This window comes from Klebsiella sp. HMSC09D12 (assembly GCF_001808475.1).
In the GTDB taxonomy this organism is placed as follows: domain Bacteria; phylum Pseudomonadota; class Gammaproteobacteria; order Enterobacterales; family Enterobacteriaceae; genus Klebsiella; species Klebsiella oxytoca.
This window is the reverse complement of sequence record NZ_KV793490.1, coordinates 62,148-82,260: the sequence shown is the minus strand read 5'-3', so window position 1 is coordinate 82,260 and position 20,113 is coordinate 62,148. Positions and strand designations below refer to the sequence as shown.

General features: G+C 52.4%; 17 protein-coding genes. 8 read left to right on the top strand and 9 right to left on the bottom strand.

What is annotated here, in order from left to right; genetic code table 11:
* The gene (soxS, locus tag HMPREF3178_RS18050; protein WP_004109478.1) at nt 1-330 is read left to right on the top strand and encodes a superoxide response transcriptional regulator SoxS; all 330 of its coding nucleotides are present in this window, start codon (nt 1-3) and stop codon (nt 328-330) included.
* On the opposite strand, the gene HMPREF3178_RS18045 is transcribed toward soxS, so the two are convergent.
* The gene (locus tag HMPREF3178_RS18045) at nt 315-1,919 is read right to left on the bottom strand and encodes an EAL domain-containing protein (protein WP_004109480.1); all 1,605 of its coding nucleotides are present in this window, start codon (nt 1,917-1,919) and stop codon (nt 315-317) included. The two genes, soxS and HMPREF3178_RS18045, sit on opposite strands and share 16 nt — an antisense overlap.
* Nucleotides 1,920-2,460: 541 nt before the next feature.
* Here HMPREF3178_RS18045 and HMPREF3178_RS18040 point away from each other — a divergent pair.
* On the top strand, nt 2,461-2,742 hold the full coding sequence (locus tag HMPREF3178_RS18040; protein ID WP_004109483.1) for a YjcB family protein: 282 nt from the start codon (nt 2,461-2,463) through the stop codon (nt 2,740-2,742).
* A gap of 290 nt (nt 2,743-3,032) precedes the next feature.
* On the opposite strand, the gene iraM is transcribed toward HMPREF3178_RS18040, so the two are convergent.
* Entirely contained in the window at nt 3,033-3,422 is a 390-nt protein-coding gene (gene iraM / locus HMPREF3178_RS18035; protein ID WP_004109486.1) for an anti-adapter protein IraM, read from the bottom strand.
* Nucleotides 3,423-3,742: 320 nt separating this feature from the next.
* Complete coding sequence (gene bamA, locus HMPREF3178_RS18030) at nt 3,743-6,166, bottom strand: outer membrane protein assembly factor BamA (protein WP_017145120.1); 2,424 nt, start codon at nt 6,164-6,166, stop codon at nt 3,743-3,745.
* A gap of 445 nt (nt 6,167-6,611) precedes the next feature.
* Between bamA and HMPREF3178_RS18025 the strand changes: the two genes are divergently transcribed.
* Complete coding sequence (locus tag HMPREF3178_RS18025) at nt 6,612-6,959, top strand: helix-turn-helix domain-containing protein (RefSeq protein ID WP_016808427.1); 348 nt, start codon at nt 6,612-6,614, stop codon at nt 6,957-6,959.
* 267 nt (nt 6,960-7,226) lie between these two features.
* Here the strand turns inward: HMPREF3178_RS18025 and HMPREF3178_RS18020 are convergent, their stop codons facing one another.
* Nucleotides 7,227-9,488: a TonB-dependent siderophore receptor gene (locus HMPREF3178_RS18020; RefSeq protein ID WP_017145121.1), complete on the bottom strand. Its 2,262-nt coding sequence runs from the start codon at nt 9,486-9,488 to the stop codon at nt 7,227-7,229.
* A gap of 603 nt (nt 9,489-10,091) precedes the next feature.
* Between HMPREF3178_RS18020 and HMPREF3178_RS18015 the strand changes: the two genes are divergently transcribed.
* Complete coding sequence (locus tag HMPREF3178_RS18015; RefSeq protein WP_070585345.1) at nt 10,092-11,669, top strand: MltF family protein; 1,578 nt, start codon at nt 10,092-10,094, stop codon at nt 11,667-11,669.
* Nucleotides 11,670-11,755: 86 nt separating this feature from the next.
* Here the strand turns inward: HMPREF3178_RS18015 and ssb1 are convergent, their stop codons facing one another.
* Nucleotides 11,756-12,283: a single-stranded DNA-binding protein SSB1 gene (ssb1, locus tag HMPREF3178_RS18010; RefSeq protein WP_004097799.1), complete on the bottom strand. Its 528-nt coding sequence runs from the start codon at nt 12,281-12,283 to the stop codon at nt 11,756-11,758.
* Between the two features lie 246 nt (nt 12,284-12,529).
* Here ssb1 and uvrA point away from each other — a divergent pair, with 246 nt between their 5' ends.
* From uvrA to HMPREF3178_RS17995, 3 genes are all read left to right on the top strand, one after another.
* A complete protein-coding gene (gene uvrA, locus HMPREF3178_RS18005; RefSeq protein WP_004109498.1) occupies nt 12,530-15,355 on the top strand; it encodes an excinuclease ABC subunit UvrA in 2,826 nt (941 codons plus the stop codon).
* Nucleotides 15,356-15,488: 133 nt separating this feature from the next.
* Entirely contained in the window at nt 15,489-15,899 is a 411-nt protein-coding gene (locus HMPREF3178_RS18000) for a hypothetical protein (protein WP_017145123.1), read from the top strand.
* A gap of 2 nt (nt 15,900-15,901) precedes the next feature.
* Nucleotides 15,902-16,219, top strand: a complete 318-nt coding sequence (locus HMPREF3178_RS17995) for a hypothetical protein (protein WP_004109504.1) — start codon at nt 15,902-15,904, stop codon at nt 16,217-16,219.
* 2 nt (nt 16,220-16,221) lie between these two features.
* Here the strand turns inward: HMPREF3178_RS17995 and HMPREF3178_RS17990 are convergent, their stop codons facing one another.
* The 4 genes from HMPREF3178_RS17990 to tyrB form a co-directional block, all read right to left on the bottom strand.
* Nucleotides 16,222-16,575 (bottom strand): MmcQ/YjbR family DNA-binding protein, encoded by a 354-nt coding sequence (locus tag HMPREF3178_RS17990; protein WP_017145124.1) that lies wholly within the window; start codon nt 16,573-16,575, stop codon nt 16,222-16,224.
* A 2-nt stretch (nt 16,576-16,577) separates the two neighbouring features.
* Nucleotides 16,578-16,994, bottom strand: a complete 417-nt coding sequence (locus HMPREF3178_RS17985; RefSeq protein ID WP_004109507.1) for a secondary thiamine-phosphate synthase enzyme YjbQ — start codon at nt 16,992-16,994, stop codon at nt 16,578-16,580.
* Between the two features lie 142 nt (nt 16,995-17,136).
* Nucleotides 17,137-17,850 (bottom strand): acid phosphatase AphA, encoded by a 714-nt coding sequence (gene aphA / locus HMPREF3178_RS17980; protein WP_004109510.1) that lies wholly within the window; start codon nt 17,848-17,850, stop codon nt 17,137-17,139.
* Between the two features lie 196 nt (nt 17,851-18,046).
* Nucleotides 18,047-19,240, bottom strand: a complete 1,194-nt coding sequence (tyrB, locus tag HMPREF3178_RS17975; RefSeq protein ID WP_017145125.1) for an aromatic amino acid transaminase — start codon at nt 19,238-19,240, stop codon at nt 18,047-18,049.
* A 71-nt stretch (nt 19,241-19,311) separates the two neighbouring features.
* On the opposite strand from tyrB, the gene HMPREF3178_RS17970 reads away from it, so the two are divergent.
* Complete coding sequence (locus HMPREF3178_RS17970; RefSeq protein WP_224258352.1) at nt 19,312-20,043, top strand: hypothetical protein; 732 nt, start codon at nt 19,312-19,314, stop codon at nt 20,041-20,043.
* Nucleotides 20,044-20,113: the final 70 nt, after the last annotated feature.

Sequence of the window (20,113 nt, the reverse complement as noted above, 5' to 3'; positions counted from 1 at the left end):
ATGTCCCATCAGGATATTATCCAAACGCTTATTGAATGGATTGATGAACATATCGATCAACCACTTAACATTGATGTAGTCGCCAGAAAATCGGGATACTCAAAATGGTATCTCCAGCGGATGTTCCGCTCCGTGATGCATCAAACGCTAGGTGATTACATTCGCCAGCGCCGTCTGCTGCTCGCTGCGGAAGCGCTAAGAACCACCCAGCGCCCTATTTTTGATATCGCGATGGATCTCGGCTACGTATCGCAGCAGACTTTCTCACGGGTGTTCCGCCGCGAATTCGACCGTACGCCTACCGACTATCGCCATCAGATTTCCGCCTGATAACGTTGTTGCCAGGGGCAGAGGCTGGTGCGGTCGTTAGCCAGCCACTGCATATACTCCTGCGGCGGCATCGCTTTCGCAAAAAGCCAGCCCTGGCAATATTGCACGCCCCGCTTTTGTAGCCAGGCGACCTGCTCTGCCGTTTCCACGCCTTCAGCGACGATCTTTAAATGCAGGCTGTTCGCCATCTGGATGATATGTTCGGCAATCAGGTGGCTGGTGGTGTTGTTTGACAGCGTATCGACAAAAGATTTATCAATCTTGAGGATATCGACGTTGAGCGCATGGAGATTGTTCAGATTGGAGTAGCCGGTGCCGAAGTCATCGATAGCGATTTCATATCCCGCGTCGCGAAAAGCCTGAATCACCGGCGTCGTTTTCGGGACGTCAATAAACCCGCGTTCGGTCACTTCGATTTTTATTTGTTCCGCCTTGATGGCGTAGCGCCGGACCTTCTCATTGATATGCTCAATCAAGCGCGCGGATTGAAAATCAGCAGCCGAGAGATTAATCGCTACGTACAGGTGCGGATGCCGCGCCAGAAATTCGCCGAGATCGGAAAATACCTCATCGATGACATAGTCGGTAACCTGGGCGATCATCCCTTCGTTTTCCGCCAGCGGAATAAACTCCGCCGGACTCATCACCGGGCCATCAAACCCCGGCCAGCGCAATAACGCTTCGGTACCAACGCAGCGGTGATTTTTAATATCGATAATCGGTTGATAGTGCAGGCACAGCTGGCGACGGCTTAACGCGCGCTGCAGCATATTACGCGGAGAGTGGTACTGCTGCCGCGTGCGCGACCACACCAGTAACAGCAACACGCTGCAAATCAGCCCCAGCGGCAGAGTCAGCGTCACCTGATTATAAAAATTCTGGTAATAGCTGACGCGCGAGGTGGACATGATGACGGCAATCGGGCGAACGGTGGAATGGGCGATGGCATAAACGCGGCCATCCTGCTGAAAGAGCGCCTCTTCAGCGCGAATCAGATGACGTAATTCCTCAGGGTCGGCGTTCTTGCTGACGGAAAAAAAATGGTTCGTTTTGGTATCAAACACGCCCCAGGCGAGATTGCTGTCACTGGATATCAGCGCGCTGAACGAGAGCGGATTAATCACCACCACATAGTGGCCGCGCTGCAGATAGTTCATCGCATAGCCAGGGTAGAAAGGCGTTTCGCGGTAGTAGTAAATCGCGATATCCGGCTTTTTGGTATAGGTTGCGGCCGGAATTTGCCACCCCATCTCGCGGCGTACCGCAGTGGAGCAGAAAAAATGGCTGCCGTTGGCGTAGATTAAGTCGTCGATATAGAGCAGACCGCGTACAATGCCGAGCAGATATTGCTGATGATACGGCGAACACACTTCTCCCTGATACAAACGGGCCTTATCGCGCGCTTCGTCAGCTTCTCGAATAACCAACTCCGTTTTTTGTAGCGCCAGCCGAGAAAACAGCCGCAGCTGATCGGCGGTTTCCGCTTTGGCGCGGATTTGCGCAAACCACAATGCCAGCACCACCGGTAGCAGAATGACCAGCACGATGCCAACAATTCTCAACGCCTTGTGTGGCGCGCTACGACTCATTTACGCTTTTTATCCATGCGATACGCCTTAATCAAGGTGAAAGGCCCCGATGATTCCTCTTACTGTGATATGAATCAGGGTATCTCAGCAACCCACGCTTTGACGTAAAAACCTCATGACTATGAATGATGAATAATACTTGCTAATGCAAGACGTGAGAAACATTCTCAACATAATGAGATTAGCCCCACTATCTAATTCGGTTTATCCGTATAATTCGCCGGAATATGTAATAAAATCCGCAGAACCTAAACCTTATTAAAAAAGAAATGCGCTCGACTATCGCTTATAATCGACCTTCGCAATGAAAGCTCTCCCTCCCCCCTTATTAACCACGAACTTTGCAGGGTCAATGAGCGCAAGAAAACTCCCATTTTGGACTGGTGAATAAAAGAACAAATGTGATATAGTTCACATTAACTGATGAAACAAAAACGTTGTTTCATTACGTTCTTGTTTGCCTGAAGATAGCCAGAGCATCGCATCACCGTCAGTCTCGCCAGGTTGTCAAAGGCTTCCAAATTTCGTTGAGGATAGGTTGATGGCTTCCATTACTACCAGTGTCGTACTTTTGCGCTGGCCGCTCGTGAGCGCAGTGCTGATGTTTCTGGCCAGCTCGTTGAACATTCAGCTGCGTAAAAGTGATTATGCCGGTTTAGCGGTAATCTGTAGCTGTATTGGCCTGGCCGCAGCCTGCTGGTTTGCCACCGGTCTGTTGGGCATTACGCTGCTGGACGTGGCGAAAATCTGGGGCAATATCAAGGACGTGATGATTGAAGTCATGAGCCAGACTCCGCCTGAATGGCCGATGATGATGACCTGATTTCGGGCCGCCTTATCCGGGCGGCCACGCCCACACCATCGTGAATGCCCGCACTGGCGAAGCGCCGTTAGCGAAAATCCCCGGTCCGCACTGTGCATAGCCGGGCGACAGGGCCAACAAAAGGGTAGCCCGGAGGACAGGGACTACGTGCCGCCTCCGGGATGATGCGTCTCTTCTGGCCACCAGAGAAGAGTAAGACCTTAATCACCGGGAACCTGCTGCACTCTCCCCCCTTTGTGACAATACATCACCTGCATGAACAACAACAATGGCCAGATACGGGTCAGGTTTTACCGTATCTGCTGGCCCAGATCGTGCTGCCCCGACGGCAGCCCCGGTACTGCACGTGGAAAGTCGTTTGGGCAGCGTTTTATGGCGCAGAGCGCCTGGTAACGGCAGGAGTCTGCCGTCGTGGCGGTAGAATGATAAGGACAGGAAGGCCGCTCCCGCAGCTTCTCCCACTGCGCTTCATCGTATCGCGTGATGTTATAAACTTTTACCGCATGATATTGCTCGTTGATTAACACGCTCGATGAGTAGAGTTTTATCGACTCTCCCGGCAGTAATAAAATGTCGGCCTCATACCACAGAATAAACTTTAAAAACCGCAGGCTGGAAATTGAGGAAAAAGCTACCCCGGAATGCGGGCAGACAAGAGTATTATGAATAGTCCATTTCATTTTCTATCCTTGCGTGCATTGCTGATTAATGACTCTATATATTGATAGCATTCATCATAGATAACCGCAAGGCGATCGATTAATAATGTGATATCAGACAATACTCAAAGCGCTTTATACTCACTAAGATGTAGCGTGAATATTGCATTATAACAATGAATGGTTAGCCATAATAATCAACGATAGCGCCAGCAATGAACATACATAAATAAGTATATATTGACAATAAATTACAGGCTACCAAAAGCGGTAGCCTGTAATATTACACCGGGAGTGAGTCAAAAATATCTAAGCGATTGTGCGCATATTAAACGCGGGCATCACCAGGTTTTACCAATATTAAACTGGAACTGCTCAGCTTTATCTCCATCGTATTTTTTAAATGGCTCAGCCCAGGAAAACACCAGCGGGCCTAACGGCGACATCCACTGCACCGCAATCCCGGCAGACATACGGATATGCGAAGGGTCGCCATAGTCCGGGATCCCTGCCGCCAGCGTCTGACCGGTATTTTGCCAGGTGGTACTCCATACCGTACCGGCATCGAGAAATAGCGACGTTCGCAGGCTGTCGGCATATTTGTCATTCACAAACGGCGTCGGCACAATAAATTCGCTGTTCAGGACCGCCATCGCGTTACCGCCAACCGCATCGGATGAAGAATCCAGCGGACAGGTGCTGTAGCTGCTTTCAGAACCATTACATCGATAATACGCTGCTTTTGGGCCAATCGTATTGGACGAAAATCCGCGAACCGACGACGATCCACCGGCATAAAAGTTATCGTAAAACGGCACCGATTTGCCGTTCAGCCCATCGGCATAGCCCGCACGCAGGTGCTCCATCCACACCCAGCTTTTGTTCTCGGTCAGCGGCATATACTGGGTGGTATCGAAAGTCACTTTGTAATAGCTGTTATCCGAACCGGGTACGGTAACCTTGGCGGTCAGGCTGCTTTTATTCCCCGCCCGGGGGAAGAAACCGCGATCCAGGTTGTTATAGCTCCAGCCAACGCTGGCAAAATAGTCATTGGCGCTATAGGTCGCACCGCTATCGCCATCTTTGGTGACAACGTCAGGATAGATGCCCCGCGAGTTAAGATAGCTCCAGGTGGTGAGCTCCGGGTCCATATTGGTCAGGCGGTTATGGACATAGTCCAGGCCCAGGTTAAGAGCGTTATTCTCGCTAATCGGGAATCCCAGCGTACTGCCGACGCCGTAGCTTTGCTGGTTGTAACTCCCGGAATCGGCATCCGAGGCGTCGTAGCTGTTGTAGAAGATTTTACCGCCGAGGCTAACGCCATCCACGGTGAAGTAAGGGTTTGTCGCTCCCAGCTCAAGATAGGACTGGTAACTGTTGCGCGTGCCGTTGAAGCTGACGCTATTACCGGTTCCCAGCCAGTTATCCTGGGTGACGCCGAGCTGGTAGCTCACGCCGCTATCGGTGCCGAAGCCCAGACCCACGTTAAAGGAGCCGGTGTTGCGCTCCTTCACCTTATAGACCACGTCCACCTGATCCTGGCTACCGCTTACCGGAACAATCTGCTTGTCGACAGTTTCGAAAAATCCTGTACGATCCAGCCGCGTTTTTCCCTGCTCGACCTTCTCATCATTCAGCCACGCACCTTCCATCTGGCGCATTTCGCGACGCAGCACCGCATCACGGGAAGTATCGTTACCCTGAAAGCGAATCTGACGTACCGAATAACGGCGTCCGGCATCGACGCTGATATGCAAAATGACGCTTTTTTCCGCATCATTAATATCCGATAGGGTGTTCACCTGCGGCCAGGCATAGCCGTATTTTCCCAGCAGCGTCTTAATACTGTTCTCGACTGCCGTGATTTCCGCACCGCTATACCATTTCCCCGCTAAAGGCTTCACCAGCGCCTCAATTTCCTGATTATGCTGCGCCATATCGCCGGTCACCATCGTACTGGCGACTTTATAACGAGCACCTTCGGCAATATTAATGGTGATATATAGCGATTTTTTATCCGGCGTAATACTCACCTGGCTTGAATTTATGCTAAAACGCGCATAGCCGCGATCGAGATAATAGCTACGAAGGGTTTCAAGATCCGCCGCCATCTTTTGCTTTTGATATTTCTTATCGCCAATCACGTTCCACCACGGAACGCTGTCACGTAGCTGCAGCTGATCCAATAATGTTTCTTCACTAAAAGCCTGGTTGCCAATAATATTTATTTGCGCAATTTTCGCCGAGACCCCCTCCTGAAAGACAAACTTTAAATCAACGCGGTTACGCGGCAGCGGGGTGACGACGGCATGAACCTGAGCGCTGTATTTTCCTGTACTGTAATAGAAATCCTGTAATCCTTTTTCTGTTTCCGTAAGGGTATTGCGATCCAGCGCGCTGCCTTCTTCAATGCCGCTGGCGGCCAGGTTCTCTTTCAGAGCATCGTCCTTAACAGATTTATTGCCGGAAAAACTGATTTTAGCGATGGTAGGCCGCTCTTTTACCTGTACTACCAGCGTGCTGCCATCGCGCAGGATCTGTACGTTGTCAAAATTGCCGCTGGCATACAGGGCGCGGACCGAGTCGCTGATATCCTCATTAGAAACCTCTTCTCCTGTATGAACAGGCATGCTCAGTAGCGCGGCGCCGACGGTAACGCGCTGTAGCCCCTCGAAACGAATGTCATCAACCGTATATGAAGTTGATGCATAGAGCGTTAAAGGGGAAATCAATAGACCGGCTATAATACTCGTTTTTTTTAGCATGAAGGTGTCGTCTAGAAGATATTTAGCAATAGCAGATACCTGCCGGGAATAATGCTGTTCATTGCACCAGACAGTTGCTGACGCAATCTTAAATAACCTGAACGAGGCGCAGAATTGCACGCAATTATGACGAGAAAATGGAGAAAATATGGATACGAGAGAATATTGAAAAAAATATTTTTCTACGGAACCTTCCCTCTTGCGCCTGGTCAGATAAGCATTTCCTCATAACATCGAAACTCTATAGTTTTTGTTTTTTTAACTAAAAAAACAAAAAGCCCCCTTTCTCATTGGTTGAAAGGGGGAAAAGATCTTGTTAGGAATGATGCTCTCTGGGATAAACCAGGAACAGGGAGAAATTAACGCATAATCCCGTAGATAAAATGAAGAGATATTGAATAAATTATGCAGCCAGATTTCTATAGTAATGAAATGGGTGGACATTATGCCGCGAAATGAAATTCAGCGTTCAGTGCTTAACGAACTGGTGCAATGGATAAAAAACAATCTTGCAAAGAAGCTCACGATGCAGGCGCTAAGCCGCTTTTCCGGCTACTCCGAATGGCATCTCTTTCGTCTGTTTCGCCACTATTTTAACATGTCGCCGATGGCGTATATCCGCCAGCAGCGAATGCAATTATCCCTTAATTTATTGCAGATTAACCCGCCTTTCCGCATCGTTGATATTTGTCTGATGGCTGGTTATGAAGATATCAGCGCCTTTAACCGAACCTTTAAAAGGTATTATACGATGACACCAACGCAGTTTCGCAGAAGCCTGAACCTGACCTGATAGAGGCTCCCCCTCCTCCGCATTGCTGCGGTTGGGAATGGAAGGGGGAAGAGGAACTACTTTAGAATGGAAATGGCAGGATGCCACTGTTAACCGTTTCCGGGATCAAGCAGATCCGATTAACAGGATTCATTGTAGGCTGCTAAGTTGAATTAATTGTGTAGAGGCCGTGGAGATTTTGTCATAATTTATATCACTGGTTTTTCCCGGCATAAAAAATAACAAGCCGGAATAGTTCATTATTCCGGCGGGTGTTTGAATCGTTAATCAGAAATGCGTATTCACGCTGACATAAAACGTCCGCCCCGATTCATTATAAGTTTCCGCGCCTGCACCATACAGATAAGCGCCGGTCGTCGAATTTCCCGTCGTCTGCGCGTTACCGGCACGGTAGTGGCGAATATCGAACAGGTTGTCCACTCCGCTGGTCAGGCTCAGGTTTTTATTCACATCCCAGGTCGCGCTAAGACCGACAATGCTGTACGGGCTCACTTCGTTCAGCTCGCTGCCGGACACCGCCTCGCCTTTATAATTGAAGCGTTTAGGTTTCTGGCGGCCATACCAGGTGAACGTGCTCTGCAGCGAAAGATCGTCGCGTGCCTGCCAGCTCAGGGTAGAGTTCAGCGTAAACTGCGGGATCACCGACAGGCGATCGCCGGTGGTCTTATTCTTACTCTGCAGCATCCACGTCAGGTTGTTGCTCCAGTTGACCGTTTCGCTTACCGGAAGATTCAGCGAGCCCTCCAGCCCTTCAACCAGCGCCTTCGGTACGTTTTCCCATTGGTAAATATTGGTGGTGCCGTTGCTGGCCGTCCCCACCGCCGAGTAGCCCGATTCAATCTTGTTATGGTAATCGTTACGGAAGTAAGTCAGCCCGGCCTGATAGCCATTGTGCTTATACTCAAGGCCAATCTCTTTATTGACGCTGGTTTCCGCCTTCAGATCGCTATTCCCCATCAGATAACAGGCTGAGCTGCTGGCATAGCAGCCCTGGCCGTTGCTGTAGAGGATATAGTTCGGGTTAAGCTGATAAAGGTTCGGCGCTTTATAGGCACGGGCGATCCCCAGCTTCAGCGTCCAGTCATCCGCCAGCCCCTGCGAGAGATTCAGCGATGGGCTCCAGTTATTGCCGACGATGCTGTGATGATCGAAGCGCAGAGCGGGCGTCAGCATGGTGCTATCGGTCAGCGCGATATTGTCTTCGGTAAACAGCGAGAAGATCTCGGCGCTGGAATAAGGACTACGACCGGTTGCCGAAACGCCGTCAATGGAGCCATAAGAGAGTGACTGGGTAGTCGACACGCCATCCTTCATCCGCTGCTGGTTCCACTCGGTACCCAGCGTCAGATTCTGCTCAAATCCCAGGGTAAACGGAATATTGACCTCGCTGTGCAGCAGCACATCCGACAGGTCGATATCGGAGAATTCGCTGCTGGAGAAGATCCCTTCCGTTCCGCCCGCCAGCCCCTCGTTCATGCGCGAGTTACGGGTGTGCTCATACTGCGCCCAGGTATTGCTGGTCACGCCGTTATCCCAGCCGCCGGTCCACGTCACGCCGTAAGTCTGACGATAGAGACGGTTAGTCTCTTTACCGTACATACTTTTCACCAACGTGCTGGTGTTAGTATTCTGGGTATCCCCTGCATACAGGTTGCCCTGGCGGCTGTAGCCGGTTTCAAACTCCAGCGCCTGCATTGGCGCAAACTCCCAGCGCAGCTTGCCGTGAATATCTTTATTCACTACCCCTTCGCGTCCTGCAGGATACGATCCCGCATAGCTACCGGTTCTCGCTGCTTCATGACCGGAATTAATATCCTGGGCATCGGCCTGCGTTTTGCTCAGATTTCCCCATAAATTAAAGCTGACCTCATCCGATAGCGGGCCGTTGAGGCTAAAGTTTGTCCGTTTCGTCGCGCCCTCTTTACGGTGCTGAGGCGCGTTCATATAGGTATTCCATGAACCATGCCACTCGCTGGTGGCCGGTTTAGTGACGATATTGACCACTCCGCCCATCGCGCCGTTACCGTAGCGGGCCGCAGCAGGGCCGCGAATGACGTCGATATGGTCGATCATTTCCGCCGGCACCCAGCTGGTATCACCGCGGGTATCGCGGTCGCCGCGCCAGCCATAGCGCACGGAATTACGGCTGGTCACCGGTTTACCATCCACCAGAATCAGGGTGTTCTCCGGCCCCATGCCGCGGATATCGACCTGGCGGTTATTGCCGCGCTGCCCGCTGGTAGAGTTACCGGTGAGGTTGACGCCGGGCTGGGTACGAATCAGCTCGGAGACATCGCGCGCGGGCGGATGTTTACGGATTTCTTCGGCGGTGATGGTGGATACTCCGGGGGCTTGCAGCGTTTGCGCCGCCGCGGTGACCACCATGGTTTCATCGTTATTTACCGCAGTCGTTTCAGATTTCTTCGTATCGTCTGGAGTCGTGCCATCAGCGGCCTGCGCTGGCAGCATCCCTCCCCAGATGGCCATCGGGATCAGCGCGGCCAGCGAGTAGTGTGAACTGTGTTTCATGGAATATGCCCTGTTTTCTTTTTTGCTGTCGGGGCACGCCTTCTTCTTCCGTCAGATAAACAACGGCAATGACTTCCCTGCATAGAGCAACATCTCTTTTTGGCGTAGTGAGGCCCTCCCGCTTAAATAGCGAGATAGCAATCATAATGGGTGGCCAAAATAGATTTATTACTCTGGCAAAAACGAAGAAATAAACGCGCCACGCTATTCTTTGATAGCCTTTGCCGAACAGCAGTAATAGGATTATTGTGCCACTCAACGTTATTAGAAATGAGATTTATTATCAAGTCGATAATTATTTATCGTATGAATGTTTTTTGTTAATGCAATAAAAACAAAAAGATAGAAATGGTAAAAGTGCATTTAGAGGAAAGCGAAATTAAAAAAATGAATAATATCCACATTAAAAAAACATAATTCAATCATATTGCCTCCACAATTAATTAGAGATTTATAGTTTTATAATCTCGCCCAAAATACCGAGCATGCTAATTAATAAAATAATTAAAATAACCGGCTAACCGACTCTCAAACTTGTTCGCGGACATGCTAACGGCCAGAAATTGACTAAAATAAGACCATCTCCCTGCGGAGCACCGCGCCATGAACACTTCGTCGTTCTATCGATACCTTGTCGGCTGGCTGGCATGCTTTGCCGCGCTACTGTGCCTCACATCCGGTTACGCGGCTACAGAGAACAAACGATCAGAACCAGCGGAACGCGACGCCCTGGAAGTCAACGTTGACGATATGCTACAGCCATGGAGGGGAGATTTACCGGGTATGCTCGACCGGCGAACCATTCGCGTATTAACCCCCTTCAGCAAAACTTTTTTCTTTATCAATAAAGGCACCCAGCGCGGCGCGACTCACGATATATTTATGGAGTTTGAACGCAGTCTCAATCAAAGCCTGGCGAAAGAGAAAAAGCTCAAGCATCGTCACCTTAAAGTGCGGATCATCTTTGTTCCGGTGGCCCGTGACCAGCTCATCAGCGCGCTTAACGCAGGAAAAGGGGATATTATTGCCGCCAACCTGACGATCACGCCTGAGCGTCAGCAGGAGATGACCTTTACTGCACCGCTCTATTCTCACGTTCAGGAGCTGCTTCTTTCTGGTCCCGGCTCTCCCAAAGTGGACAATCTACAGCAGCTTTCCGGTAAAACGGTCTTCGTCCGCACCTCATCCAGCTATTACGCGAGCCTGGTCGCGCTCAACGCACGCTTTGCGCAGCAATCGCTGCCCCCCATCACCATCGAACCGGCGCCCGAAGCGCTGGAAGATGAGGATCTGATAGAGATGCTCAGCGCGGGCCTGATCCCATTGATCGTGGTCGACCGCCACAAGGCCCTGTTCTGGAAACAGGTCTTCCCCAGGATTCAGGTTCATCAGAACATTGTTCTGCGCGACGAAGGTAATATCGGTTGGGCGGTACGTAACAATAGCCCGCAGCTGCTGGCCCTGCTTAATGCGTTCATCAATAAGAATCGCCAGGGCAGCAGGCTGGGTAATACGATACTGCTGCGCTACCTGAAGGATGCCAGCTACGTTAAAAACGCGGCGGGGCAAAAAGAACGGCGTAAATTTCTGGCCATGGTGGAGATCTTTCGCAAATATGGCGATCGCTACGATGTTGACTGGCTGCTGATGGCCGCTCAGGGGTATCAGGAATCGCGGCTTAATCAGTCGGTGCGTAGCCACGTCGGCGCCATTGGCGTTATGCAGGTCATGCCGAGCACCGGTAAGGAGCTCAACGTCGGCGATATTAAGCAGCTCGACCCCAATATTCATGCGGGGGTGAAATACATGCGCTGGATGATAGATCGCTACTATGGCGAAGAACCAATGACCCAGCTTGATAAGGCGCTGTTCTCGTTCGCCTCTTATAACGCGGGCCCCGGGCGCATTGCCCGGCTACGGGCGGATACTAAAAGGCGCGGTTTTGACCCGAACGTGTGGTTTGGCAACGTTGAGTATCTGGCCGCCGAGAAAATCGGCTCCGAGACCGTAAGCTATGTCAGCAATATCTATAAGTACTACATTGCTTATCGGCTGATCGTGGATGAAATGGCGCGTAAGCAGCAGGCGACGGCGGCTTCTAAAAATCAGGTCGCGTCGGCAGTAAATCCGACAGCCACACCTGCCACACCTGCCACACCTGCCACACCTGCCACACAGTGAATTAATGCAGATAAGCTGTGTCAGAAAATAGAAAAAGCCCCAAACAGGGGCTTTTTAAGAGAGGGCTTTACGACGCTAACGCTTCGTTAGAACGGAATATCGTCGTCAAAGTCCATCGGCGGCTCATTGGAAGGCGCTGCCGGAGCCTGCTGCTGCGGACGCGACTGCGCGCCGCCGCTGAACTGGTTTCCGCCCTGCGGCTGCTGAGGCTGTCCCCAACCGCCCTGCTGCTGACCACCGCCTGCCGGGGCGCCCGCGCCCTGCTGACGACCGCCGAGCATTTGCATCGTGCCGCCAACGTTGACTACAACCTCGGTGGTGTATTTTTCCTGACCGGATTGGTCAGTCCATTTACGGGTGCGCAGCTGGCCTTCAATATAGACCTGAGAACCTTTGCGCAGATATTCGCCGGCCACTTCCGCCAGTTTGCCGAACAGCACAACGCGGTGCCATTCAGTCTGCTCTTTCATCTCACCGGTCGCTTTATCACGCCAGGATTCGGAAGTAGCCAGCGTAATGTTGGCAACTGCGCCACCACTCGGCATGTAGCGTACTTCCGGGTCCTGGCCCAGATTACCGACGAGAATCACCTTGTTTACGCCTCTGCTGGCCATGTTTGTGTCTCCTGAATGCGTTTCTTAATAGTGTAAACGCGCGAGTGTACCATTTCCAGGTGCTATGTTGATAGCTGGGAAGTATGTTCCAGAGAACTCTCGCGGTACGACATTTTTGCATACCTCGCCGGAAAATGCATTCCAATACTGTATATTCAAACAGGTTAAATTGTGTCATAATTAGCCGTTTCTGCCGTTTGTCCTTCTAACAAACCAGGCAATCCGCGTATCTACCGGGAAAGGTGAATGGATAAGATCGAAGTTCGGGGCGCCCGCACCCATAATCTCAAAAATATCAACCTCGTCATCCCGCGCGACAAACTCATTGTCGTCACCGGGCTTTCGGGTTCAGGCAAATCCTCACTGGCTTTCGACACGTTGTATGCCGAAGGGCAGCGTCGCTACGTTGAATCGCTCTCCGCCTACGCGCGGCAGTTCCTGTCGCTGATGGAGAAGCCCGACGTCGACCATATTGAAGGGCTGTCGCCGGCGATTTCCATTGAACAGAAATCAACGTCCCACAACCCCCGCTCTACGGTAGGCACCATTACCGAAATTCACGACTATCTGCGCCTGCTGTACGCGCGCGTCGGCGAGCCCCGCTGCCCGGATCACGATGTGCCGCTGGCGGCGCAAACCGTGAGCCAGATGGTGGATAATGTTCTCTCCCAGCCTGAAGGTCAGCGCCTGATGCTGCTGGCGCCGATCATTAAAGAGCGCAAAGGCGAACATAACAAAACGCTGGAAAACCTCGCCGGGCAGGGCTATATCCGCGCGAGGATCGACGGCGAAGTCTGCGATCTCTCCGATCCGCCGAAGCTGGAGCTGCAAAAGAAACATACCATCGAAGTCGTGATCGACCGCTTTAAGGTCCGCGACGATCTCAGCACGCGTCTGGCCGAGTCCTTTGAGACCGCGCTGGAGCTGTCGGGCGGCACCGCCATCGTCGCCAATATGGACGATCCGAAAGCCGAAGAGCTGCTGTTTTCCGCCAACTTCGCCTGCCCGATTTGCGGCTACAGCATGCGCGAACTGGAACCGCGCCTGTTCTCCTTCAACAACCCGGCAGGCGCTTGCCCGACCTGCGACGGCCTCGGCGTCCAGCAGTATTTCGATCCGGAGCGCGTGATTCAGAACCCTGAGCTGTCGCTGGCGGGCGGAGCGATTCGCGGCTGGGATCGGCGCAATTTTTACTACTTCCAGATGCTGAAGTCGCTGGCGGAACATTATGAATTCGACGTTGAAGCGCCCTGGGGCACGCTCAATACCAGCGTACAAAAGGTCGTGCTGTACGGTTCAGGCAAAGAGAATATTGAATTCAAATATATGAACGATCGCGGCGATACCTCCGTACGCCGCCATCCGTTTGAAGGCGTGCTGCATAATATGGAGCGCCGTTATAAAGAGACGGAATCCAGCGCAGTACGCGAAGAGTTAGCTAAATTCATTAGCAATCGTCCCTGCGCCAGCTGTGAAGGGACGCGCCTTAAGCGCGAAGCGCGACACGTGTTTGTGGAAAATACGCCGCTGCCGACCATCTCAGACATGAGCATCGGCCACGCGATGGACTTCTTCAACAACCTGAAGCTCTCCGGCCAGCGCGCGCAAATTGCCGAAAAAGTACTGAAAGAGATTGGCGATCGTCTGAAATTCCTCGTCAATGTCGGCCTGAACTACCTGACGCTCTCCCGTTCGGCGGAGACCCTCTCCGGCGGCGAAGCGCAGCGTATCCGCCTCGCCAGCCAGATCGGCGCAGGCCTGGTCGGCGTGATGTACGTATTGGATGAGCCCTCTATCGGTCTGCACCAGCGCGATAACGAACGCCTGCTGGGAACCCTTATCCACCTGCGTAATCTCGGCAACACAGTGATTGTCGTTGAGCACGATGAAGACGCTATTCGCGCCGCTGACCATGTTATCGATATCGGCCCTGGCGCCGGCGTGCACGGCGGTCAGGTCGTTGCCGAGGGTAAGCTGGAAGATATCATGGCGGTGCCGGAATCACTGACCGGCCAGTTCATGAGCGGCAAGCGTAAAATTGAGGTGCCGAAACAGCGCGTACCCGCGAATCCAGAGAAAGTGCTGAAGCTGTCCGGCGCGCGCGGTAACAACCTGAAAGACGTAACGCTGACGCTGCCGGTGGGGCTCTTCACCTGTATTACCGGCGTTTCAGGGTCGGGTAAATCCACGCTGATCAATGACACGCTGTTCCCGATTGCCCAGCGCCAGCTCAACGGTGCCACCATTGCGGAACCGGCGCCGTACCGCGATGTACAGGGTCTGGAACATTTCGATAAAGTGATCGACATCGACCAGAGCCCAATCGGTCGTACGCCGCGCTCCAACCCGGCCACCTATACCGGCGTCTTTACTCCGGTCCGTGAACTGTTTGCCGGCGTACCTGAATCACGTTCGCGTGGCTACACGCCGGGCCGCTTCAGCTTTAACGTGCGCGGCGGCCGCTGTGAAGCCTGCCAGGGCGACGGCGTAATCAAAGTCGAGATGCACTTCCTGCCGGATATCTACGTACCGTGCGACCAGTGCAAAGGCAAACGCTATAACCGCGAAACGCTGGAGATTAAGTACAAAGGCAAAACGATTCATGAAGTGCTGGATATGACCATTGAAGAAGCCCGTGAGTTCTTCGATGCGGTTCCGGCGCTGGCGCGTAAGCTGCAAACGCTGATGGACGTCGGGCTGACCTATATTCGCCTTGGCCAGTCGGCGACTACGCTCTCCGGCGGCGAGGCCCAGCGCGTCAAGCTGGCGCGCGAGCTGTCCAAACGCGGTACCGGGCAGACGCTGTATATCCTTGATGAACCGACCACCGGTCTGCACTTTGCCGATATTCAGCAGCTGCTGGAAGTACTGCATCAGCTGCGCGATCAGGGTAATACCATCGTGGTGATTGAGCATAACCTGGATGTCATCAAAACGGCTGACTGGATCGTTGACCTTGGGCCGGAAGGCGGAAGCGGCGGCGGAGAGATCCTCGTTTCCGGAACCCCGGAAACGGTCGCCGAATGCGAGGCTTCATATACCGCTCGCTTCCTCAAGCCCATGCTGAAGTAACCTCACCTGCCTCTTCTCGTCCCGGGAAGAGGCATCATTTCCTCTCATTTTTCTCCCGCTGATATTTTGTGATTTGCGGCCGCACGACATCTGTCATCAGATAGCGTCACGGCCATAAATTGCAGGATGCATCATGTCTTTCAAACACGGATTTTATCAATTCACTCTTATCGCGGCGCTATTGGTGACGACCGCCTGCAGCTGGGTAGACGGCTACAGCAATACGGCCCATCAGCAGCTATTGATGCTGGAACAGCGTCATCTGCAGTTCATCAGCGATGCGGCGACAGCGCCGGTCGACCAACGCTTATTAAGACAAGAGGATCGCCAGATTCGTCAGCTATTTAGCCTGGCATTAAGCGACGGTGATGCGCTGCGGCAGAATAATCTGCGCGTGCTGGAGAAGAATTATCAGCGGCTTTACACGCATGTTTCCCGCCAGGATGCAGCGCTGACGCCCTTCGCGGCCGGAGCTCTGGCGCAACAAACGGAATATCTTTATCAGCAGGCCATCAGCGGCGAACAGCTGCGTTCAGGGAGATAACCATGTCCATCATTAAAGAAGTCAGCGCCCAGGTGACCGGCGCAGGCGTGAATACGGCAGAATGGCTACAGCTTATGGAGGCGATAGTAAATGATGAAGACAGCGGCATTCGCGACGCCGGAATGCTCACGCTTCAGGCATTACAGGAGAAAGCGCGCGGCTGGTTAAGTCAGGACGACCTCATTCTGCTCCTCGAAGGGCAGCGCGATATTGCCAGCATTCGCGCCAGCAATGAACAGATCGCCATGCAGACGCACCTGCACTCCACGCTGCTTCGCCTGTTTGATGTGACCCTGCTGGCGCTGCTGGGGAGGATTTAACGCTATGGCAATAGTTTACGCTTAGCCTCGGAAAGAGAATCAAGCGCCTGCTGGTATGAAGCATCCACCAGGTAGTAAATTTGCGAATCAGGCAGGGAGCCATCCAGAAACACCATACTCCAGTGGGCTTTATTAAGGTGTTTGCTGGGACGAACATCGCGATGCTGCTGCCTTAGCAGTTCCGCAAGCTCGGGGCTGGTTTTTAACGATACCGCAGGCCGATTGTCCTCCACCTCTTTTACCATCGCAAACAGGACGTCCGCCGCTTTGATCTGCGTCGCTTTCCAGTCGCTATGTACGCTTTGTTCAGCGCCCGGCTTTGCCATGCAGTACTGCAATAAATCCGAAATTGTCATTTTTATTCCCCCATTAGCGTCGCGATGATATGGCGCGATCCGCCGTGAATACGATGCTCCCCTAGCCAGATACCCTGCCAGGTCCCCAGCCTGACGCGTCCGTCCTGAACGGGCAGCATCAGCGATACGCCCAGCATCGAAGATTTAATGTGCGAGGGCATATCATCAGGACCTTCATAATCGTGTTCATACGGCGCATTATCCGGTACGGCATGCAGAAAATGTTGTTCCATATCGTAGCGGACGGTCGGATCGCAGTTTTCATTTAGCGTCAGGGAAGCAGATGTATGCTGGAGCAGCAAATGCAGCAGGCCAGTTTTAACTCCCGAAAGCTGGGGAATCTGGCTTAAAACCTCATCAGTGACCAGATGAAAGCCCCGTGATTTCGGGCCTAAGGTCAGAGTTTGCTGATGCCACATAAACCGCTCCTTTTACCGATCAACCTTCCTAAGTGTGCAGCAATAAGCGAAAAGGTAAAACCTCCGACGCGCTATTTTGCACAAAAAAACGGCAGCGCGTCGGCTGCCGTTTGAGCTAATGATGTTTACGCCGATGGATGGCTTAATATTCTGAATTCACAATGACCTCTTCGCCCTGAGCGCCCGCCATCGGCAGCGGCTTATAGGAGGAATTCGAGGCTCGCAATATACGGATCCCACGCGCGCCTACCTCTCGGGCGGCGGAGATATCGTTATCCGAATCGCCGTAGAAGACTTTGATCCCTTTCTCCTGCAGCCACTGCGTTTTGGTGTTCTGACCGGGCTTATCGCCAGCAAAAATAACCGGGTTCATATTCGCTGCCGGGATGAGAAAATCATCCTGTAGGGTTTTCGTTACCGTTTCGGTTTTGGTCTGGCTACGTCCGGTCACAAAATAGATGCTATCGCCGCGCTTCACGTGCATCGCAATCAGCTGGCGCGCCACCTCTTTCGGCATGCTGAATTCATCCCAGCCGTTGTTCATTTTTTCCCAGAACTCCGGATTTTTCAGGTAATCATCGCTGCCGGGGGAATAGGTTTTCTGCCCGCGCCAGAAGCCCGGGCTGGAAAACAGGACGGTATCATCAATATCAAACCCGACGGCCATCGGCTGGCGCCCCAACAGGCTATTTTCAATCTGGGCCACGGAAACCCAATGGATCGGCGCCTGTTCGGCGAGTTTCGCCATATTGGTGCCCGTCCACAGCGGCTGCGGTGTGGAAGCGCGAGCAACGACGGAGCTATTTAGCGTGAACAGTAAGCAGACGGCCCCAAAGGCCAGGGTGATCTTGCGCATATTTTTCCCTAAATAATCGAATCGTTATAATTTTCAATAATGTGTACGCTTATTAATGCATCAAGACCTTACCCCCCGCTGGCGCGGATAGGAAGATTTTTCTGCTCTGATGTCATATAAAAAGAGAATGATCACACTTCAGGTAGGGAATTACCCGCGTCATGATTTGACGCGGGCAAAAAAGGTCAGGAAAAACTTATATTACAGCAGCAAATGCCTGCGCGACGCGCCGCACGTTGCCTGAATTCAGCCCGGCTACGCACATACGGCCGCTGGCGATCAGGTAGACACCGAACTCATCGCGCAGGCGGTCAACCTGGGCTGGGCTGAAACCGGTATAGCTAAACATGCCGCGCTGCTTAAGCAGGTAGTCAAAATCACCGCCCGGCACCGTCTCTTTCAGCACATTCACCAGCTCGTGACGCATGGCCAGAATACGGGTACGCATCTCTTCCACTTCCGCCAGCCATGAGGCTTTCAGCTCGCTGTCGCCCAGTACCGCCGCCACGACCTGCGCGCCAAAGTTCGGCGGGCTGGAGTAGTTGCGCCGTACGGTCGCTTTCAATTGCCCCAGTACACGACCCGCGGTTTCTGCATCTTCACAGACGATCGACAGTCCGCCCACGCGTTCACCATACAGGGAGAAGATTTTCGAGAAGGAGTTGCTCACCAGCAGCGGGATCCCGGCGCGCGCAATGGCGCGGATAGCGTAGGCATCCTCTTCCATGCCGGCGCCAAAGCCCTGATAGGCAATATCGAGGAAAGGAATTAAATGACGCGCTTTCAGCACCTCAACGACGTCGTCCCACTGCGCATTGCTGAGATCGGCTCCCGTTGGGTTATGGCAGCACGGATGCAGTAGCACGATATCGCGCTCCGGTAGCGATTTGAGTTTTTCCAGGAACGCCTCAAAACGCACGCCATTGGTTTTATCATCAAACCATGGGTAAGTACTTACTTCGAATCCAGCCCCTTCGAATATCGCGATATGGTTTTCCCACGTCGGATCGCTAACCCACACCTGCGAGCCCGAGAAGTAGCGTTTCAGGAAATCAGCGCCGACTTTCAGGGCGCCGGAGCCGCCCAACGTCTGAATGGAGGCCACGCGATGTTGCGCCAGTACCGGATGATCGGCACCGAACAACGGCGGCGCGATAGCGTGACGGTAGGCGTTCAGTCCTTCCATAGGTAAATAGATTGAGGCGCCGTGCGGCTGAGCATTAAGGCGCGCCTCCGCTTCGGCAACCGCCTGCAGCTGCGGAATAATGCCGTCTTCGTTGTAATAAAGACCGATGCTGAGGTTTACTTTGTCACTACGTGGATCGTCTTTAAAACGCTCCATCAGGGAGAGAATGGGATCGCCAGCGTAGGCGTCAACTTTCTGAAACACGTGATGTTTCTCCAGGTTTACATGAGGCAAGTCATAACACAATAAACTGGATGCGAAAGAAGATCGAGGGGATGTTGACCTTCTTTATTCCCTATAGCATAAAGCCTCATAAACTGGAGCAGCACGACGTAAAAAAGGATAAGGAATTTATGGATAGCCCCCCGATTGCGGACGTTGATTTTACAATGCTCTGGAAGGAAAGCGGTTATACGATAAAAAATTACGTTAAACCCGCCTCTGATAATCGATTTATAACGCCGCAGACAAGGACAAACGCCATGACTCCCGAGATATTACTATTGCGTGGGAAAATCAATCAACTTTCTGAAATTACTGAATATATTGAGTTAGAACTCACAGATAACCCTCAATGGGAAGCGCCGTCTGATACCAGCTATTTAAATGAAAAAGATTGGGCTGATCCCGATATTGTTGACAACGTCAGGGCGATGCAGGCCACCAATAAACTTATCAGTTGGTTTGGTGAGGATAATGAGGGGTACGTGGGACTATGGCGTGGTCCGGATAATATTCCTCTGGAGCAGGCACAGGTGGTACGTCTGGATTCAGAAGGGCAATATGAACTGGTAGCAGACACCATCGCAAACTATCTGGCAATCAGTTGTGACGAAGACGAATTCCCACATATCCGCCAGTTACTCACAACCGCCGGGTTTAGCGTGGCGAATTCTATCGATGAGATTTGGCAACGCATTGATGACTCAATTGTTCAACCTAATGATTATCGCAACCAGCTTTATAACGACGCACGAATCCTACGCGGAGAAGACCCAGTAGAATGAAGTGGCAGCCAGCAATTCTACGGAATAAGTCAGAATGGGCTGGTGGACCATGCCCCGGCAACGCTGCCAG

What these genes read in the sequence shown, in the direction of transcription:
- ssb1 (WP_004097799.1), bottom strand. Translation starts at nt 12,283, where the DNA reads ATGGCCAGCAGAGGCGTAAACAAGGTGATTCTCGTCGGTAATCTGGGC.
- HMPREF3178_RS17990 (WP_017145124.1), bottom strand. Translation starts at nt 16,575, where the DNA reads ATGACAATTTCGGATTTATTGCAGTACTGCATGGCAAAGCCGGGCGCT.
- HMPREF3178_RS17970 (WP_224258352.1), top strand. Translation starts at nt 19,312, where the DNA reads ATGTTGACCTTCTTTATTCCCTATAGCATAAAGCCTCATAAACTGGAG.
- HMPREF3178_RS18045 (WP_004109480.1), bottom strand. Translation starts at nt 1,919, where the DNA reads ATGAGTCGTAGCGCGCCACACAAGGCGTTGAGAATTGTTGGCATCGTG.
- HMPREF3178_RS18000 (WP_017145123.1), top strand. Translation starts at nt 15,489, where the DNA reads ATGTCTTTCAAACACGGATTTTATCAATTCACTCTTATCGCGGCGCTA.
- uvrA (WP_004109498.1), top strand. Translation starts at nt 12,530, where the DNA reads ATGGATAAGATCGAAGTTCGGGGCGCCCGCACCCATAATCTCAAAAAT.
- HMPREF3178_RS18025 (WP_016808427.1), top strand. Translation starts at nt 6,612, where the DNA reads ATGCCGCGAAATGAAATTCAGCGTTCAGTGCTTAACGAACTGGTGCAA.
- HMPREF3178_RS18020 (WP_017145121.1), bottom strand. Translation starts at nt 9,488, where the DNA reads ATGAAACACAGTTCACACTACTCGCTGGCCGCGCTGATCCCGATGGCC.
- bamA (WP_017145120.1), bottom strand. Translation starts at nt 6,166, where the DNA reads ATGCTAAAAAAAACGAGTATTATAGCCGGTCTATTGATTTCCCCTTTA.
- HMPREF3178_RS17985 (WP_004109507.1), bottom strand. Translation starts at nt 16,994, where the DNA reads ATGTGGCATCAGCAAACTCTGACCTTAGGCCCGAAATCACGGGGCTTT.
- HMPREF3178_RS18015 (WP_070585345.1), top strand. Translation starts at nt 10,092, where the DNA reads ATGAACACTTCGTCGTTCTATCGATACCTTGTCGGCTGGCTGGCATGC.
- aphA (WP_004109510.1), bottom strand. Translation starts at nt 17,850, where the DNA reads ATGCGCAAGATCACCCTGGCCTTTGGGGCCGTCTGCTTACTGTTCACG.
- soxS (WP_004109478.1), top strand. Translation starts at nt 1, where the DNA reads ATGTCCCATCAGGATATTATCCAAACGCTTATTGAATGGATTGATGAA.
- HMPREF3178_RS17995 (WP_004109504.1), top strand. Translation starts at nt 15,902, where the DNA reads ATGTCCATCATTAAAGAAGTCAGCGCCCAGGTGACCGGCGCAGGCGTG.
- iraM (WP_004109486.1), bottom strand. Translation starts at nt 3,422, where the DNA reads ATGAAATGGACTATTCATAATACTCTTGTCTGCCCGCATTCCGGGGTA.
- HMPREF3178_RS18040 (WP_004109483.1), top strand. Translation starts at nt 2,461, where the DNA reads ATGGCTTCCATTACTACCAGTGTCGTACTTTTGCGCTGGCCGCTCGTG.